Source organism: Micromonospora rosaria, assembly GCF_001567585.1.
GTDB classification, from domain to species: Bacteria; Actinomycetota; Actinomycetes; order Mycobacteriales; family Micromonosporaceae; genus Micromonospora; species Micromonospora rosaria.
The window spans coordinates 1-17,098 of sequence record NZ_LRQV01000065.1 but is presented as its reverse complement, the minus strand read 5'-3'; the positions used below and the strand labels follow the sequence as shown (position 1 = coordinate 17,098).

Genomic DNA, 17,098 nt, shown 5'->3' with positions numbered 1-17,098 from the left:
CACGCTCACGTTCATCTTCCCGGTCCGTCCGCACTGATTCGCCGGGGCGACCCCCAGGCGTGACGGACCTCATCGACACGTCCGGTCCCCACCGTCGGTCTCCGGGCGGGCAGCGGAGCAGAATGACCCGATGACTCCCGTCGCGATCGTCACCGGTGCCTCCAGCGGAATCGGCGCGGCCACCGCCCGCCGCCTGGCCACCGAGGGCTTCCACGTGCTCGCCGCCGCCCGGCGGACCGACCGGTTGGCGGAGCTGGTCGAGCAGATCACCGCCGCCGGGGGCGCGGCCACCGCCGTCGCCTGCGACGTCACCTCGGACGAGTCGGTGGCCGGGCTGGCCGACGCCGCCGCCCGCGCCCCCGGGCCGGTCACCCTCCTGGTCAACAACGCCGGCGGCGCCCGGGGGCTCGACCCGGTCGAGTCCGGCTCGGTCCGCGACTGGCAGTGGATGTACGACACCAACGTGCTCGGCACGCTGCGGGTCACCCAGGCGCTGCTGCCGGCGCTGGAGGCCTCCGGGTCCGGCACCATCGTGATCGTCGGCTCCACCGCCGGCTTCACCGTGTACGAGGGCGGGGGCGGGTACACCGCCGCCAAGCACGCCCAGACGGCGGTGGCCGGCACCCTGCGGCTGGAACTGTGCGGCCGGCCGGTCCGGGTGGTCGAGATCGACCCCGGCATGGTCCGGACGGACGAGTTCAGCCTGGTCCGGTTCGGCGGCGACGCCGACAAGGCCGCCGCCGTCTACGCCGGGGTGCCCGAGCCGCTGGTCGCCGACGACGTGGCCGACTGCGTCGCCTGGTGCGCCACCCGCCCGCCGCACGTCAACGTGGACCGGCTGGTGGTCCGCCCGTTGGCCCAGGCCGCCCAGCACAAGGTGCACCGGGTCGGCTGAGGTGGGATCCCGCCGTTGCGGCGGTGACCCGGCACCGGGCGGTCGTCCGGTGGGGGTGGTCACCCGGGGGACGACCAACCCGAACCGGCTCCGCCGGGTGGACAACTGGATCGTGGCGACCTGCGGGGAGACCCTGCGCGCGGCGACCGACCCCCTGGTGGTGGACCTCGGTTACGGCGCCACCCCGACCACCGCCGTGGAGTTGCGCACCCGGCTGGCCGCCCGGGTCCGTGCCGACGTCCGGCTGGTCGGGCTGGAGATCGACCCGCTCCGCGTCGCCGCCGCCGCGCCGGCCGCCGAGCCACCCGGCCTGACCTTCGCCCGGGGCGGTTTCGAGCTGGCCGGGCTCCGGCCCTGCCTGGTCCGCGCCTTCAACGTGCTCCGGCAGTACACCGAGGACGAGGTACCCGCCGCCTGGCGGGCGATGACCGACGCGCTGGCCCCGGGTGGACACCTGGTCGAGGGCACCTGCGACGAGTTGGGCCGGCTCGGCGGCTGGCTGCTCGTCGACGCCACCGGCCCCCGCACCCTGACCCTGGCCGCCCGGCTGGGCACCCTGGAGACGCCGGCCCGCTTCGCCGAACGGCTGCCCAAGGCGCTGATCCACCGCAACGTGCCCGGAGAACGGGTACACGACCTGCTCCGGGCCCTCGACGCCGCCTGGCACGCCGCCGCCGGGTACGCCCCCTTCGGCCCCCGCCAACGCTGGCTGCACACCGTCGACGCGGTCTGGGCGGCCGGCTGGCCGGTCCTGGACCGTCCCGCCCGCTGGCGCCTCGGCGAGGTCACCGTCCCCTGGTCCGCCGTCGCCCCGTCCTGACCCACCCCGCCCGCTCGGCCCTCACCCGCCCTGCCCCGGCCCGCCCTGTTCCCGGCCTGGCGTGCAGCACGCTGGGTGATCTCCGGCTGCGGGACATCATGCTGTCGAGCGATATACCTTCCAGGAATTTTTATACCACTGAGGTATGTCACCCCGCAGGATCGCCTGCGCCGCACGACGACACGCCCGAGCAGCACCCCGGCGGGCAGGGCGGAAAGGGACGGGGCCGGGCCGGGTCAGACCGCGCAGTTGACGAGGACGGGCTCGGGGTGCAGGGTGACGCCGAAGCGGGCGTGGACGCCGTCGCGGATCTCCCGGGCCAGGGCGACCAGGTCGGCGGTCCGGGCGGTACCGCTGCGGTTGGTCAGGGCGAGGGTGTGCTTGCTGGAGATGGCCGCGCCGTTCGGGCCGGGGTACCCCTTGCCGAAGCCGGCCCGGTCGATCAGCCAGGCCGCGCTGAGCTTCACCACGTCCCCCGCGCCCGGCCAGGCGGGGGGCTCGCCGAACTCCTCGGCGCGCTGGAGGAACAGCTCGTACGCGGCCTGGTCGAGGACCGGGTTGGTGAAGAACGAGCCGACCGAGCGGGTGTCCGGGTCCGTCGGGTCGAGGACCATGCCCTTGCCGGCGCGCAGCCGCAGCACGGTCTCCCGGGCGTCGGCCAGGGGCACCCGGCCGCCGGGGGCCACCCCGAGGGTACGGGCCAGTTCGGCGTAGCGGACCGGGCCGGAGAGCGGCGAGCGGGCCAGCCGGAAGTCGACCGAGAGGACCGCCCAGCGGTCGCTGTACTTGAAGATGCTGGACCGGTACGCGAACCCGCAGTCGGCGGCGGCGATCCGGTCGAGGCTGTTCTCCCGGCGGTCGTACACCTGCACGCCGGTGATGGTCTCGGCGACCTCCTGGCCGTACGCGCCGACGTTCTGGATCGGGGTGGCGCCGGTGGAGCCGGGGATGCCGGAGAGGCACTCCAGCCCGGACCAGCCGTTGGCGACGGTGGCGGCGACCAGGTCGTCCCAGGGCTCGCCGGCCTCGACCCGGACGGTGACCGTCTCCGCGTCCTCGGCGAGCACCCGGACGCCCCGAGAGCGGACCAGGACGACGGTGCCGGGGAACCCCTCGTCGCCGACCACGACGTTGCTGCCGCCCGCGAGAATAAGTACCGGCTCGTCCCACCCCTGCGCTTCCTGCACCTTTTGTACGATTTGATCGGAGCTGGCGGCGGTCACGAGCCGTCCCGCCGCCCCGCCGAGGCGCAGCGTGGTGAAACTCGCCAACGAACCTGCGTCAGCGGGTTGGATTTCGGTGGTCGGCTGGGCACTAACGTCGGACACGCCTTTCACCCTAGGCTGAAGAGGAGCCGTGGCACCCACTGGTGGCCCGGTCGCCCAGGAGGACGCGATGAGCAGACTGCACGGCACGAAGGACTTCTGGATCGGGGCGCTCCGGGCCGAGGGCCCGACGTTCGCCGCCGCCGTCGCGGAAGCTCCTCCCGAGACACCGGTCCTCTCCTGTCCCGGCTGGACGGTCTCCGACCTCACCCTCCACCTCGCCGGCCTCTACCAGTGGGTGCACGGCTTCGTCGGCACCGGCGAGACCACCGCCCCGGCCCGCCGGGAGGAGACCGAACTCCCGCCGGGGACGAGCCCGCTCCAGTTCTGGCAGCACACGTACGACCAGCTCATGACCCTCTTCGACGGCCTGGACCCGGAGGCCCCGGCCTGGAACTGGGCCCCGCAGCCGAAGAAGGCCGGCTTCTGGATCCGCCGGATGGCGCACGAGACGGCGGTGCACCGCTGGGACGCCCAGCTCGCCATCGCCGCCGGTGAGCCGATCGAGGCGAAGCTCGCCGGCGACGGGGTCAGCGAGGTGCTCGACACCTGGCTGCCCGCCGGGCGACGGCCCGCCTCCGGGCAGTGGCGCGGGGTGGTCCACCTGACCGCCACCGACGCCGCGCAGGAGTGGTACCTGCGGCTGCGCGGCGAGGGGGTGGCCCTGCTGGACACCGACACGATCCTCGACCACGACGACCACCACGCCCGGGTGCAGGTCGCCGGCACCGCCAGCGACCTGCTGCTGGCGCTCTGGGGGCGGGTCGCCTTCGACACCCTCGCGGTGACCGGCGACGCCACCCTGCTGCCCGGTCTGCGCACCGGATGAGCGACCTGCGGTTTCCGGAGACCTTCGTCTGGGGCGCGGCCACGGCCGCGTACCAGATCGAGGGCGCGGCCCGGGAGGACGGGCGGGGCCCGTCCATCTGGGACACCTTCAGCCGGACGCCGGGGAAGGTCTTCGCCGGGCACACCGGTGACGTCGCCTGCGACCACTACCACCGGTACGCCGACGACGTGGCCCTGATGGCGGAACTGGGGCTGCGGGCGTACCGGTTCTCGGTGGCCTGGCCCCGGGTCCAGCCGGACGGCACCGGCCCGGTCAACCCGCGCGGCCTGGACTTCTACGACCGGCTCACCGACGCGCTGCTGGCCCACGGCATCGACCCGATCGTGACCCTGTACCACTGGGACCTGCCGCAGAGCCTCGGCGACCGGGGCGGCTGGACCACGCGGGAGACCGCCGAGCACTTCGCCGCGTACGCCACGGCGGTGCACGGCCGCCTCGGTGACCGGGTGGACGTCTGGACCACGCTCAACGAGCCGTGGTGCTCGGCCTTCCTCGGGTACGGCAACGGGGTGCACGCCCCCGGCGAGCAGGACCCGGGCGCGGCCTTCGCCGCCGTGCACCACCTCCTGCTGGCGCACGGCCTGGCCGCGCGGGCGCTGCGGGCGGCCGGGGCACGGACGGTCAGCATCACCCTCAACCCGTGCGAGGTGCAGCCCGCCGACCCGGACAGCGCCGCCGACGCCGCGGCGGTACGCCTGGTCGACGGGTTGCAGAACCGGATCTTCCTCGACCCGCTGACCGGGGCCGGGTACCCCGCCGACGTGCGGGAGCACCTGGCCCGACTGGTGGAGCCGACGTTCATCCGGGACGGCGACGAGAAGCTGATCGCCGCCCCGCTCGACCTGCTCGGGATCAACTACTACGCGCCCACGTACGTCGCCGGCCGCCCGGACGGGGCCGGTGGCGGCGGGTCGTACCCGGGCACCGACGGGGCGGTGCACTTCCTGCCGCCGGCCGGGCCGGTGACCGACATGGGCTGGCAGGTCGAGCCGGCCGGGCTGACCCGGCTGCTGGTCCGGCTCGCCGCCGAGCACCCGGGGCTGCCGCTGATGATCACCGAGAACGGGGCGGCCTTCCCCGAGGGGGTGACCGACGCCGACCGGATCGGGTACCTCGACGGGCACCTGCGGGCCGCCCACGAGGCGATCAGACAGGGCGTCGACCTGCGCGGATACCTGGTCTGGTCGCTGCTGGACAACTTCGAGTGGAGCGAGGGGTACCGCAAGCGGTTCGGCATCGTCCACGTCGACTACACCACGCAACGCCGTACCCCGAAGGACAGCGCCCGGTGGTACCAGGGGGTGATCGCGCGCAACGGGCTGTGACCCGGGTGCGATCATCGGTGACCATGGCGCAGCGCCCGACGTTGGAGGAGGTGGCCCGGCGGGCCGGGGTGTCCCGGGCCACCGTGTCCCGCGTGGTCAACGGCTCGACCACGGTCGCCGGCCCGATCCAGGAGGCGGTCCGGCGGGCCGTGGCCGAGCTGGGGTACGTGCCGAACCTCGCCGCCCGCAGCCTGGTCACCCACCGGACCGACTCGATCGCCCTGGTGCTGCCCGAGGCGGCCACCCGGGTCTTCTCCGACGACCACTTCTTCCCCGGCATCATCCGGGGCGTCAGCCGGGAGCTGGAGGCCGCCGACAAGCAGCTCGTGCTGATGCTCGCCGGCTCGCCGGCCGGGCACGCCCGGGTGCGGCGGTACACCACCGGGCGGCACGTCGACGGGGTGCTCTTCGCCTCGCTGCACGGCGCCGACCCGCTCCCCGGCACCCTCGCCGGCCTCGGCCTGCCGGTGGTGTGCAGCGGCCGGCCGCTCGGCGACGGCTCCGTGCCGTACGTGGACGTGGACCACGCCGGCGGGGTGTCCCGGGCGGTGGCGTACCTGATCGACTCGGGGCGGCGGCGGATCGCCACCATCGCCGGGCCGCAGGACATGGTCGCCGGGATCGACCGGCTCGCCGGGTACCGGGACACGGTCACCGCCGCCGGGCTGCCGGCGCTGGTCGGGTACGGCGACTTCACCCGGGACTCCGGGGCGGCGGCCATGCGCGACCTGCTCGACCGGTACCCCGACCTGGACGCCGTCTTCGCCGCCTCCGACCTGATGGCGCACGCCGCCCTGCGTACCCTGCGCGCGGCGGGGCGGCGGGTGCCGGAGGACGTGGCGGTGGTCGGCTTCGACGACATCCCGTCGGCCGCGTACACCGATCCGCCGCTGACCACCGTCCGGCAGCCGATCCTGGAGATCGGCCGGGTGATGACCCGGCTGCTGCTGCGGCACGCCGCCGGGGAGCCCGTCGAGCCCTCCGTCATCCTCCCCACCGACCTCGTCCGCCGCGACTCCGCGTAAGGAGGGGCCCCCTGTTAACGCTTTCTGTAGTGGAAGGGCCCCTTCCTCACACCCGGAGCCGGCGAGCGGGGCGGGCGGCGGGCGGGGCGGGGGCGGGCGGCGGGCGGGGCGGGGGCAGGCGAGGGCGGGCTTATTCCGTCGCGGCGGGCGGGGGCACCCGCTAGCGTGCCGGGCATGCCGGAGCCCGTCACGCTGCTGCGCGTCCCTGACCTGGCCGACACCGAGTACGCCTACGCGGCCACGGTCGCCCCACCGGCCCGGCTGGTCTTCACCGCCGGGGCCTGCCCGCTGGACGCCGACGGCGCCACGGTCGCCCCGGGCGATCCCGTCGCGCAGGCCCGCCAGGTGATGGCCAACCTGGCGACCGCGCTGGCGGCGGCCGGCGCCCGCCTGACCGACGTGGTCAAGACCACCGTCTACGTGGCCTCGTCCGAGCAGGCCGACCTGGTGGCGGTCTGGCGGGTGGTCCGGGACGCCTTCGGCGACCACGAGCCGCCCAGCACCCTGCTCGGCGTGGCCGTCCTCGGGTACGACGACCAGCTCGTCGAGGTCGAGGCGGTCGCCGCCGTCAGCGCGGGGGCCTGAGGTGCCGGCCGGGACCGCCGGGAGCGGGCCGCCGGTCCTGGTCCGGGAGGTCCGGCCGGCGGACGCGCCCGCCGTGGTCGCGCTCCGGGCGGCGGTCCACCCCTATCTGGTACGCGGGGTCGAGGCGACCCGGCGCACGATCGTCGACCCGCCGCCCGGCGCGGACCGGGCCGCCCTGGTCGCCGAGGTGGCCGGCGAGGTCGTCGGCTGGGTCTCGGCGTACCGGAACCCGTCCAGCGGCAGCGGCGAGATGTCGGTGCTGGACGTGCACCCGCAGCGGCGTCGGCAGGGGGTCGGCGGCGCGCTGCTGGACCGGGCCCTCGCCCACCTCGCCGGGCTGGGCGTACCCCGGGTGCGGGCCTGGTCGGTGCCGGAGGCGCTGCCCTTCGCCGAGCGGCACGGCTTCGCCCCGAGCCGTACCGTGCGCTTCTCCGGCCTGGAGCTGCGGCCGGCGCCCCCGGCCCCCGTCGTCCCGGCCGGCGTGGCGCTGCTGTCCGTCGCCGAGGTGGAGCCGTACCGGCTGTACCAGGCCGACCAGGCGACCGCCGGGGACGTACCGGGGGAGGAGCCCGGCGACGGGGTGACGTACGAGTTCTGGCGGTACGACGTCTGGACGGACCCGGGGCTGGACCGGGCGACCAGCACCGCCGTCACGGTCGACGGCGAGCTGGCCGCGTTCAGCCTGGTGCAGCGCGACGGCGACCGGATGTGGTCGGACTACACCGGGACCGTGCCGCGGTACCGGGGGCGGGGCCTGGCCCGGCTGGCCAAGCAGGCCGCCCTGCACCGGGCGGCGGCCAGCGGCATCCGGACGGCGTACACCTCCAACGACGAGGCGAACGCGCCGATGCTGGCGGTCAACACCCGGCTCGGCTACCGACCGGTGGCCACCCACTGGTCCGTCCTGCGCGACCTCACCTAGCGTCCGGTGGTGATGGGCTGGCCGAGGCTGCGGCGGGTGAGCAGAGCGGCACCGGCCACGGCGGCCGGCATCACCAGCACCGCGCCGAGCGGGATCAGGAAGCAGAGGAAGACCGCCACCCCGAAGCCGAGCGCGGTGGGCCGGTCAGCCTTCAGCACCGCCCGGCGCTCCGCCAGCCCCTTGCCGCGCCGGTAGAAGGGGGCACCGACCAGTTCCACCGCGAGCAGCCAGCCACCGATCATCGCCCCGATCACCGGGACGACGAGCTGGCCCAGGATCGGCACGAACCCGGCGACGAAGAGGCCGAGGCCGATCGGCACCGAGAGGGCCACCAGGCGTAGCGAGTCGGCGGTGCTGCGCCGCAGGGAGGGCCAGAACGGCACGTCCACCGCGTCCGGCGTACCGCCGAAGCGGTCCTCCACCTTCTCGGAGATCTTCTCGTAGAACGGGTCGCCGACGACCAGCGTCACCGCGGTGAAGCTGACCACCCCGACCAGGCCGGCCAACGCCAGCAGGGCGATCCCGGCGATCACCCGGGTCACGGCGCGGGCGGTGTCCGACCAGTCGTCGGCGAACGGGGTGACCAGCACCGTCCAGTCGTCGACGAAGTACACCAGGGCGAAGAAGGCCGCGCCGAAGAGCGTGGCGGTGATCAGCGCGGGGACGATCCCGAGCAGCATCAGCCCGGGACTGCGGACGTAGAGGCCGAGCCCTCGCAGCAGCAGGCCGACCCCGGTGAGGAAGCGGCGGACGGTACTGGCGACCGGCGCGGCGATCCTGGGTGCGTTCACGAACGGCGAGCCTAGTGGCCAACGGCCACCCCGGCAGCCGGGCCCGCCGGCCACCTCGACCTCGGGGCCGCCGGCCACCTCGACCTTGGGTCGCCGGCCGCCGGGGCCGCCGGCCACGGCGGGGGCGGCGGTGGATGCCGGATCAACCAGTTGGTGGATCGGCGGGGTCCACCCCGGCCGGTGCGCGGGGCCGCCGGGCGGTCGATCCGCGCCCGGCCCACGACCGGGACCCTGGAGTCAGGTACGGCAACGAGCGCGGGGAGACGACGTGACGACACCGGTCATCGAGGTGACCAACCTGCACAAGAGGTACGGCGACCTGGTGGCGGTACAGGATGTGTCGTTCAGCGTGGCCACCGGGGAGATCTTCGGTGTGCTCGGTCCCAACGGGGCCGGCAAGACCACCACGGTGGAGTGCGTCGCCGGCCTGCGCGTACCGGACGGGGGCGGGGTGTCGGTCCTCGGGGCCGACCCCCGCCGGGACGCCGACCGGCTCCGGCAGCAGGTCGGGGTGCAGTTGCAGGAGAGCCAGCTACCGGACCGGCTCCGGGTCGCCGAGGCTCTGGAGCTGTACGCGTCGTTCTACCGGGACCCGGCCGACCCGGACCGGCTCGTCGAGGAGCTGGGGCTCGGGGCGAAGCGGAACACCCCGTACAAGAAGCTCTCCGGTGGGCAGAAACAGCGGCTCTCCATCGCGCTGGCCCTGGTCGGCAACCCGAGGATCGCCATCCTCGACGAGCTGACCACCGGCCTGGACCCGCAGGCCCGCCGGGAGACCTGGGGCCTGATCGAGCGGGTCCGCGACCGGGGGGGACGATCGTGCTGGTCACCCACTTCATGGAGGAGGCCGAGCGGCTCTGCGACCGGGTGGCCGTGATCGACTCCGGCCGGGTGGTCGCCCTGGGCACCCCGGCCGGCCTGGTGGCGGCGGTGGCGCCGGAGCAGCGGGTCCGGTTCCGCCCCTCGGCGCCGCTCGACGACCACCTGCTCACCGACCTGCCCGAGGTCGTCTCGGTGCAGCGCAGCGGCGGTCACCTGGTGGTCACCGGCACCGGGAACGTGCTGCACGCGGTCACCTCGGTGCTCGCCCGCAACCAGATCGTCGCCGCCGACCTGCGGGTCGAGCAGGCCACCCTCGACGACGCCTTCGTCGAGCTGACCGGGCACCGGCCCGCCGAGTGAGGAGAGACCCCATGCACGCCTTCGGGCAGATCCTCAGGACCGAGGCGAAGCTCCACCTGCGGGACTGGCCGACGATCCTGACCGTGGTCGGGCTGCCGGTGGTGATCCTGGTCGTCCTCGGGGCGATCCCGGCGCTGCGGGAGCCGAGCCCGGACTTCGACGGACAGACCTTCATCAGCTACTTCTCCCCCTCCCTGCTGGTCATGACGCTGGCGGTGACCGGGCTGACCGCCCTGCCGTCCACCCTGGCCACCTACCGGGAGCGCGGGATGCTGCGGCGGCTGGCGACCACCCCGGCGAGCCCGGCGGCACTGCTGGTCGCCCAACTCCTGGTCACCCTGGCCACGATGGTGGTCGGCGCGATCGTGCTCGTCGTGGTCGCCCGGCTCGCCTTCGGGGTGCCGCTGCCCGCGCACGCGCTGGGCTTCACGGTGGCCTTCGTCCTCGGCACCGGGGCGCTGCTCGCGGTGGGCCTGCTGGTCGCGGCGCTGGCCCGGACCGCCAAGGCGGCGCAGGCGATGTCCGTACCGCTGTTCATGGCGACCATGTTCTTCGGCGGGGTCTACCTGCCCCGGTTCATGCTGCCGGAGTTCCTGGTCCGGATCGGCGACTGGACGCCGCCCGGGGTGCAGGCCCTGCTGGACGCCTGGACGGGCACTGCCCCCGGGGTCCTTCCCCTGGTCATAATGGCGGTCATCGCCGTGCTCGCCGGCACGGTCGCCGCCAAGCTGTTCCGCTGGGAGTGATCCGACGTGGCCAGCGTCACCGAGTCGCACCGCCGGGGGTGAGCCGCCCATGACCAGCGCCGCCGAGCGGGTCACCTCCGTGGACACCGGGCGGGAGCAGGAGGTACGCCTGTACCGCGTGGTGCCGTACGGCGGCCTGGCGGTCGGGATGGTGCTCTCCACCCTCGCCCCGGTACCCGGTGCGCCGCCGGCCGTGGTGCACCTCACCGTCGCCGTGGCGGTCGGCTGCTGGATCGCCTGGTTCATCACCCTGCACCCCGACTGGCTCCCCCGACGCCGGCTGATGGCGGTGTACTTCCTCGGGCTGACCGTGTTCTGTGCGGTGCTGGTGTCGGCCAGCCCCTGGTACGGCTTCGTCGCCTGGGTCGGCCTGCTCCACTCGTACCTGGTGCTGCACGGCCGGTGGCGGCTGGTCGGGGTGGGCGTCACCGCGATGCTGGTCGCCACCGCGCAGAGCGTCGGGCCCCCCACCTCGCCGGGTCACCTGGTGCTCTGGTCGGTCCTGGCGCTGTTCAACGTGGGGATGGCCGTCGGGATCACCCGGATCGACGCGGCCAACACCCGGCAGCACCAGCAGCGCAAGCAGTTGGTCGAGGAGTTGGCCGAGACGAACCGCCGGCTGGCCGAGACGATGCGGGAGAACGAGGGGCTGCACGCCCAACTGCTCACCCAGGCCCGGGAGGCCGGGATACTGGACGAGCGGCAACGGATGGCCCGGGAGATCCACGACACCCTGGCCCAGGGGCTGGCCGGCATCATCACCCAACTGGAGGCGGCCGGGCAGGCCCGCGAGCGGCGGGCGGACTGGCAGCGGCACGTGGACAACGCGGAGACGCTGGCCCGGGAGAGCCTGACCGAGGCCCGCCGCTCGGTCCGGGCGGTCCGCCCCGAGCCGCTGGAGCGGGCCCGGCTGCCCGAGGTGCTGACCGATCTGGTGGACCGCTGGTCGACGATCAACCAGGTGCGCGGGGACGTGCACGTGACCGGCACGCCCAGCCCGCTGCACCCGGAGGTCGAGGTGACCCTGCTCCGGACCGCCCAGGAGGCGCTGGCCAACGTCGCCCGGCACGCCGGGGCGAACCGGGTCGGGCTCACCCTGTCGTACATGAAGGATCTGGTCACCCTGGACGTCCGCGACGACGGGGCCGGCTTCGACGGGGCCCGGCCGGGGCCGGCGCGGCCGGACGGCGGGTTCGGGCTGGCCGCCATGCGACAGCGGGTGACCGGGGTGGGCGGCCGGCTGGAGATCGAGTCCGAGCCGGGCAACGGGACGGCCGTGTCGGCCAGCGTGCCGGCCCTGCCGGGGCTGGCCGCGTGAGCCCGGACGCCGCCGTACCCCCGGACGCCGCCGTACCCACGGACGGGAGGGCCGACCGGGTCCGGCTGCTGATCGTCGACGACCATCCGGTGGTCCGGGACGGGCTGCGCGGCATGTTCACCGGCGACCCGGGGTTCGAGGTGGTCGGCGAGGCCGGCGACGGATCGGAGGCGCTCGCCCTGGCGGAAGCGCTCACCCCGGACGTGGTCCTGATGGACCTGCGGATGCCGGGCATGGACGGGGTCACCGCGATCCGGCGGCTGGCCCGGTCCGGGTCGACCGCCCGGGTCCTGGTGCTGACCACGTACGACACGGACGCGGACGTGCTGCCGGCGATCGAGGCCGGGGCGACCGGGTACCTGCTCAAGGACGCGCCCCGGGACGACCTGGTCCGGGCGGTACGGGCGGCGGCCCGGGGCGAGTCGGTGCTCTCCCCCAGCGTGGCCGGGCGGTTGATGGGCCGGCTGCGCGCCCCGACCGAGGAGCCGCTGAGCCAGCGCGAGCTGGAGGTGTTGACGCTGGTCGCCCGGGGCTCGTCGAACCGGGAGACGGCGGCCCGGCTGTTCATCAGCGAGGCCACGGTCAAGACCCACCTGCTGCACGTGTACGCCAAACTGGGCGTCAACGACCGGGCCGCCGCCGTCGCCACCGCGTACGACCGGGGCCTGCTCGTCCCCGGCGGTCGCTGACCCGCCCGCCGGCTTCCCCCACCCGCCCCCGCTCGCTCCCCGCCCCCGCCGCCCTGCGGTTAGGAAGGGGCCCTTTTACTACCGGATGCGTTAACAGGGGGCCCCTCCTTACACAATGGGTGGGTGCGGGCGGCGCGGTTGATCTCGTTGGTGTTGCTGTTGCAGGCGCGGGAGACGATGACCGCGGCGGAGTTGGCCCGGGAGCTGGAGGTCTCCGAGCGGACGGTCTACCGGGACGTGCTGGCGCTCTCCGCCGCCGGGGTGCCCGTCTACGCCGACCGGGGCCGGGCCGGCGGGTACCGGCTGCTCGGCGGGTACCGCACCCGGTTGACCGGGCTCACCCGGGACGAGGCGGAGGCGCTCTTCCTCGCCGGCCTGCCGGGGCCGGCCGGGGAGATGGGGCTCGCCGACGCGGTCGCCGCCGCCGAGTTGAAGGTGCTGGCCGCGCTGCCGCCCCCGCTGCGCGACGCGCCGGCCCGGACCGGCCAGCGGTTCCACCTGGACGTGCCGGGCTGGTTCCGGGAGGCCGCCCCGCCGCCGTGGCTCACCGACCTGGCCCGTGCGGTGTGGCGGGACCGGGTGGTCGAGCTGCGCTACCGGCGCGGCGAGCACGAGGTGACCCGCACCGTGCAGCCGTACGGGCTGGTGCTCAAGGGCGGGCTCTGGTACCTCGTCGGCCGGGTCGGGGACTCGACGCGGACGTACCGGGTGGACCGGGTCACCGGGGTCGAGGTGGGCGGGGAGACCTTCGACCGGGACGAGGACTTCGACCTCGGCCGGCACTGGCGGGAGCGGGCCGAGGCGTTCCTGCGGCAGATGCTGCCCGGCCGGATCACCCTGCGGGTCGGCCCGGCCGGGCTGCGCCTGCTACGCCACATCCTGGACGCCCCCTTCGTGTACGACGAGGCGGTCGCCGCCGCCGAGGGGCCGGACGAGCGGGGCTGGACGGTGCTGCGGCTGCCCGTCGAGTCGGTCGAGGTGGCGTACCACCAGGTGCTGCGGCTCGGCCCGGAGGCGGTGGTGCTCGACCCGCCCGAGCTGCGCGACCTGGTCGCCGACGCGACCCGCCGCTGGGCGGAGCTGTACGCCCGGCCCTGACCGGTGACGGGCTCGGCCCGCCACCGATCAGCCGCCGGTCAGATGGTCAGGCGGTCAGCGGTAGCCGGTGGCGTCGGCCGGGCGGCCGGCGTCCTGCACCTCGACCACGTACCGCCAGGCGTCCGGGCGGCTGCCGTCGAGATCGGTGAAGCCGTACACCTGCGCCAGCTCGCCGCTGGAGGTGGACCGCCCGTTCCAGCGGGCCCGGTCCGGGTCGGCGGCGAGGGCGGCCACGGCCCGCCCGACGAACGCCGGGCTCTCGGAGATGACGAAGTGCGGCTCCGTCGCCGTCGCGTCCCGCCAGGTGGCCTCGGTCACCCCGAAGTGTTCGAGCATCGCCTCGGAACGCAGCCACCCGGGGGTGAGCGCGACGGCGGCGCAGCCGTGCGGCTCCAGCTCCCGGGCCTGGGCGAAGGCGAGCCGGTTCACTGCGGTCTTGGCCAGGTCGTAGAAGATCGAGAGCCGGTAGTTGGTGGCGTTGTACTCGGTGGTGCCGTCGCCCATCTCCACCACCAGACCGCCCGGGTTGCGGATCAGCAGGGGCAGGGCGACGTGGCTGGTGACCAGGTGCGTGTCGACGGCCAGCCGGAGCAGCCGCAGACCGGCGTCGAGCGGCTGCCGCCAGACCGGCTCGTGCCAGGTGGTCAGCGCGTCGCCGCCCCAGATGTCGTTGACCAGGATGTCGAGCCGGCCGTGCGCGTCGTCGATCCGCCGCACCAGATCGCGTACCTGATCGGGGACGAGGTGGTCGACGCGGACCGCGACGCCCTCGCCGCCGGCGGCGGTGACCAGCTCGGCGGTCTCCTCGATGGTCTCCGGGCGGTCCATCTCGGAGCGGCCCGCGCGGCTGCTGCGCCCGGTGGCGTACACGGTCGCGCCGGCCGCGCCGAGTTGCACCGCGATCTGCCGGCCGGCGCCCCGGGTCGCCCCGGCGACCAGCGCCACCCGGCCCTTCAGTGGTTGTTCTGCCATGCCGGCGACCATTCCACCGATACCTGACAACCGGTGTCAGCCACCGGCAGCGAGCGCCGGCCGGCGCGGTGCCGGCCCGGTACGCGCCCCGACCGGTGGTGGCGGTGGCTCAGCCGTTGAGGAAGTCGGAGATCCGGCCGCGCAGGTCGGCGCGGTCGGACCAGAGGATGCCCGGCCGGTCGTACACGTGCAGGGTGGCCCGGGGCAGCGCGGCGGCCAACTCCTCCGCGACCGACGCGGGATGCAGGTCGTCCCCGAGGCAACCGATGACCAGCGCGGGCGCGGTCACCGCCGCGAGCGCCGCCCGGTCGGGCAGCGGGGCCTGCTCGGGCAGGGTGGCCAGGCCCGGCGCGAGACCGTCCCGGAGCAGGTGGTCGAGGCGCTGCCGCAGGTACGCCCAACCAGCCGGGGTGTTGCGGACCGTGGGCGGCAGTTCGACGGCGACCGCCTCGGCGACCGCCGAGGCGTCCCCGCTGGCCACCGCGGCGAGCAGCCCGGAGATCCGCTCCCGGGCGTCCGGGCCGCGCGGCTGGTCCAGCGCCGCCGGCAGGAAGAGGACCAGCCGGTCGAAGCGTTCCGGGCTGCCGCCCAGCAGGTGACAGAGCGCCCCGGCACCGAGGCTCGCCCCGAAGGCCCGGGTGGCGCCGCCGAGGTCGGCGACCGCCCGCAGGTCCCGGGCCAGATCGGCGTACGTCCACGCGCCGGGCGGCGCGTCGGAGCGACCGTGTCCCCGGAACTGGAAGAAGATCCGGCGGCCGGTGACCCCGCTGCCGAAGGGGCGGGTGGTGGCGATCCCGTTACCGAGCCCGTGCGCGAAGACGGTCACCGGATCGCCCGACCCGGTGACCAACTGTTCCAGCCGCACACCGTGCGGGGTGGCGACCACCTCGGTCTCCGGATCCGGCAGCGCCGGCCGGCCGGTACGCGGAGCACCGGGGCCGGGGCCCCAGGTGCGGGGTCCGCCGTCGGGCGGAGGAGGCCAGCGGAAGCCTCTCACCAGGACCCTCGGCCGTCACTGAGGTCGCGTAGCCCGACCCGGACGTCCAGCAGGTAGATGAGCGCCGCCGCGATGCCGACCAGACCGAACAGGCTGATCGGACCGAAGCCGAACAGGGTCAGCACCAGACAGACCGCCAGGATGGCGATCCAACCGGCCTTGGGCAGGGTGCCGATGGCCGGGAAGGCGTCGGAGCGCTGGGTGATGGCGTGCACCAGCGCGACACCCAGGACGATCAACGCGAAGACGAGCAGGATCAGCTCGATCACGTAGCGGACTTCGAGGAAGAAGAGCGGCGCGGCGTAGGCCATGCCGGCAAGCTTATGCCGGCGACCCCGGAAACGTCCCACAGGACGCTGCCGGGGCCGCCGGCACGGTCACTCGGCGACCGGTCGCCGCCCGGTCACTCGGCAGCCGGCCGGGTCCGCTTCGTACCCTTCGGCAGCGTGGCCGACGGCGTACCGGCCTCCGACCCGGCGGCCGGCGTGCCGGCGGCCTTCGCCCGGCTGGCCTTCGTGCCGGCGGCCTTCGCGGTCGCCTTCGTGCCAGCGGCCTTCGTGCCAGCGGCCTTCGTCGTCGTGCCGGCGGCCTCGGCGGTGCTCTTGCTGGCCGTGCTCCTGCTGGCCGTGGGCTTGGCGGCGGCGGGCTTGGCGGTCGACCGCGCGGTGCCGGCGGCCCGGGCCCGCGCGGTCTTCGCCGGGGCCGACTTCGCCTCCACGACCTCTGCCACGTCGGCCGGGGTCGGCACGTCGGTCGACGTCCGCGCCTCGGCCCGGCTCGACGTCTCGGCCCGGCTCGACGTCTCGGCCTGGGCCGACGTCTCGGCGGGGGTGGCGGCCAGCGGGGTCGGGGCAGTGGTGACCGTGGCCTCGGTCGCCTCGATGTCGGCGTTCACCGTCTCGGCGACGTCCACCACACCGGCACCGACCACCCGCTCACCCCGGGCGACCAGCGCGCCGTACACGGCCAGCGCCCGCTCCTGGGCGGCCTGCGCCCCGGCGACCACCACGGCGGTGTTGCGGGTCGCCGCCTCGCGCAGCCGGTCCAGGTCGGCGGCCTCGCGCAGCCGGTCCGGGTCGGCCACCTGGCGCAGCCGGTTGACGTCGGCCACCTCGCGCAGCCGGTCCAGGTCGACGACCTCGCGCAGCCGGGTGTCGGCGGCCTCGCGCAGCCGGTTCAGGTCGGCGGCGGTGACGCCCTTCTCCCGGAGACCGGCGGCGGTCTCGTTGGCCGTGCGGAACGTCTCGGTCGCCCGCTGGCGCAGCTCGAAGCCGGTGACGACGGCCTTGCCGCCCAGGTCGGCGGCGACCCGTCCACCCAGGTCGGTGACGACGGCGGGCAGCTTGCGCAGGTGTTCGAGGGCCAGGTCGCCGGCGCCGGCGGCGGCGTAGATCGGGGCCGGGATGCGGTTGGTCTTCGGCTGGGTCATGACTTCTCCTCCTCGGCCGCCGCGGCGGCCTGCTCTCCGGTCGGCTCGGCGGCGGTGGGCTCCGCGCTCGTGGCGGTGGGCTCCGCGCCCGGCGCGGTGGACTGGGCGCTCGTCGCGGTGGACTGGGCG

At 75.0% G+C, this 17,098-nt stretch carries 16 protein-coding genes and 2 pseudogenes; 12 read left to right on the top strand and 6 right to left on the bottom strand.

Translation table 11 applies throughout. The features are described from left to right. Positions 1-130 precede the first annotated feature (130 nt). Positions 131-895: an SDR family NAD(P)-dependent oxidoreductase gene (locus AWW66_RS18020; protein ID WP_067367583.1), complete on the top strand. Its 765-nt coding sequence runs from the start codon at positions 131-133 to the stop codon at positions 893-895. Between the two features lies 1 nt (position 896). Further along, entirely contained in the window at positions 897-1,715 is an 819-nt protein-coding gene (locus tag AWW66_RS18015; protein ID WP_067367580.1) for a methylase, read from the top strand. A 236-nt stretch (positions 1,716-1,951) separates the two neighbouring features. Here AWW66_RS18015 and AWW66_RS18010 read toward each other — a convergent pair whose 3' ends face one another. Next, entirely contained in the window at positions 1,952-3,043 is a 1,092-nt protein-coding gene (locus AWW66_RS18010; protein ID WP_083978593.1) for a UDP-N-acetylmuramate dehydrogenase, read from the bottom strand. Positions 3,044-3,110: 67 nt separating this feature from the next. Here AWW66_RS18010 and AWW66_RS18005 point away from each other — a divergent pair, with 67 nt between their 5' ends. The 5 genes from AWW66_RS18005 (at position 3,111) to AWW66_RS17985 (ending at position 7,747) form a co-directional block, all read left to right on the top strand. Then, on the top strand, positions 3,111-3,869 hold the full coding sequence (locus tag AWW66_RS18005) for a maleylpyruvate isomerase family mycothiol-dependent enzyme (RefSeq protein ID WP_067367574.1): 759 nt from the start codon (positions 3,111-3,113) through the stop codon (positions 3,867-3,869). Further along, a complete protein-coding gene (locus AWW66_RS18000; RefSeq protein WP_067367571.1) occupies positions 3,866-5,215 on the top strand; it encodes a GH1 family beta-glucosidase in 1,350 nt (449 codons plus the stop codon). The genes AWW66_RS18005 and AWW66_RS18000 overlap by 4 nt, the downstream gene beginning before the upstream one ends. 17 nt (positions 5,216-5,232) lie before the next feature. Further along, positions 5,233-6,240: a LacI family DNA-binding transcriptional regulator gene (locus AWW66_RS17995; protein ID WP_067367568.1), complete on the top strand. Its 1,008-nt coding sequence runs from the start codon at positions 5,233-5,235 to the stop codon at positions 6,238-6,240. Between the two features lie 174 nt (positions 6,241-6,414). Next, positions 6,415-6,825 carry a RidA family protein gene (locus AWW66_RS17990; protein ID WP_067367565.1) on the top strand — a complete coding sequence of 137 codons (411 nt, stop codon included), beginning with the start codon at positions 6,415-6,417 and terminating at the stop codon, positions 6,823-6,825. A 1-nt stretch (position 6,826) separates the two neighbouring features. Then, on the top strand, positions 6,827-7,747 hold the full coding sequence (locus AWW66_RS17985; RefSeq protein WP_067367562.1) for a GNAT family N-acetyltransferase: 921 nt from the start codon (positions 6,827-6,829) through the stop codon (positions 7,745-7,747). Here the strand turns inward: AWW66_RS17985 and AWW66_RS17980 are convergent. Further along, positions 7,744-8,538 carry an EI24 domain-containing protein gene (locus AWW66_RS17980; protein ID WP_067367625.1) on the bottom strand — a complete coding sequence of 265 codons (795 nt, stop codon included), beginning with the start codon at positions 8,536-8,538 and terminating at the stop codon, positions 7,744-7,746. The genes AWW66_RS17985 and AWW66_RS17980 overlap by 4 nt on opposite strands. 268 nt (positions 8,539-8,806) lie before the next feature. On the opposite strand from AWW66_RS17980, the pseudogene AWW66_RS17975 reads away from it, so the two are divergent. The 5 genes and pseudogenes from AWW66_RS17975 (at position 8,807) to AWW66_RS17955 (ending at position 13,571) form a co-directional block, all read left to right on the top strand. Further along, a pseudogene (locus tag AWW66_RS17975) lies at positions 8,807-9,720 on the top strand (ABC transporter ATP-binding protein). Between the two features lie 11 nt (positions 9,721-9,731). Continuing rightward, positions 9,732-10,466, top strand: coding sequence for an ABC transporter permease (locus AWW66_RS17970; RefSeq protein WP_067367559.1), 735 nt, complete (start codon positions 9,732-9,734; stop codon positions 10,464-10,466). Positions 10,467-10,515: 49 nt separating this feature from the next. After that, positions 10,516-11,784 carry a sensor histidine kinase gene (locus AWW66_RS17965; protein ID WP_067367556.1) on the top strand — a complete coding sequence of 423 codons (1,269 nt, stop codon included), beginning with the start codon at positions 10,516-10,518 and terminating at the stop codon, positions 11,782-11,784. A 65-nt stretch (positions 11,785-11,849) separates the two neighbouring features. Further along, positions 11,850-12,473 carry a response regulator gene (locus tag AWW66_RS17960; protein WP_083978595.1) on the top strand — a complete coding sequence of 208 codons (624 nt, stop codon included), beginning with the start codon at positions 11,850-11,852 and terminating at the stop codon, positions 12,471-12,473. A gap of 123 nt (positions 12,474-12,596) precedes the next feature. Next, entirely contained in the window at positions 12,597-13,571 is a 975-nt protein-coding gene (locus AWW66_RS17955; RefSeq protein ID WP_067367553.1) for a helix-turn-helix transcriptional regulator, read from the top strand. A 54-nt stretch (positions 13,572-13,625) separates the two neighbouring features. On the opposite strand, the gene AWW66_RS17950 is transcribed toward AWW66_RS17955, so the two are convergent. The 4 genes and pseudogenes from AWW66_RS17950 to AWW66_RS36455 form a co-directional block, all read right to left on the bottom strand. After that, entirely contained in the window at positions 13,626-14,543 is a 918-nt protein-coding gene (locus tag AWW66_RS17950) for an SDR family oxidoreductase (RefSeq protein ID WP_157527548.1), read from the bottom strand. Positions 14,544-14,652: 109 nt separating this feature from the next. After that, on the bottom strand, positions 14,653-15,540 hold the full coding sequence (locus AWW66_RS17945; protein WP_067367547.1) for an alpha/beta fold hydrolase: 888 nt from the start codon (positions 15,538-15,540) through the stop codon (positions 14,653-14,655). Next, complete coding sequence (locus tag AWW66_RS17940; protein ID WP_067367544.1) at positions 15,537-15,851, bottom strand: DUF2516 family protein; 315 nt, start codon at positions 15,849-15,851, stop codon at positions 15,537-15,539. The genes AWW66_RS17945 and AWW66_RS17940 overlap by 4 nt, the downstream gene beginning before the upstream one ends. 596 nt (positions 15,852-16,447) lie before the next feature. Beyond that, positions 16,448-16,969, bottom strand: a pseudogene (locus AWW66_RS36455) (hypothetical protein); the annotation flags it as partial. Positions 16,970-17,098 lie beyond the last annotated feature (129 nt).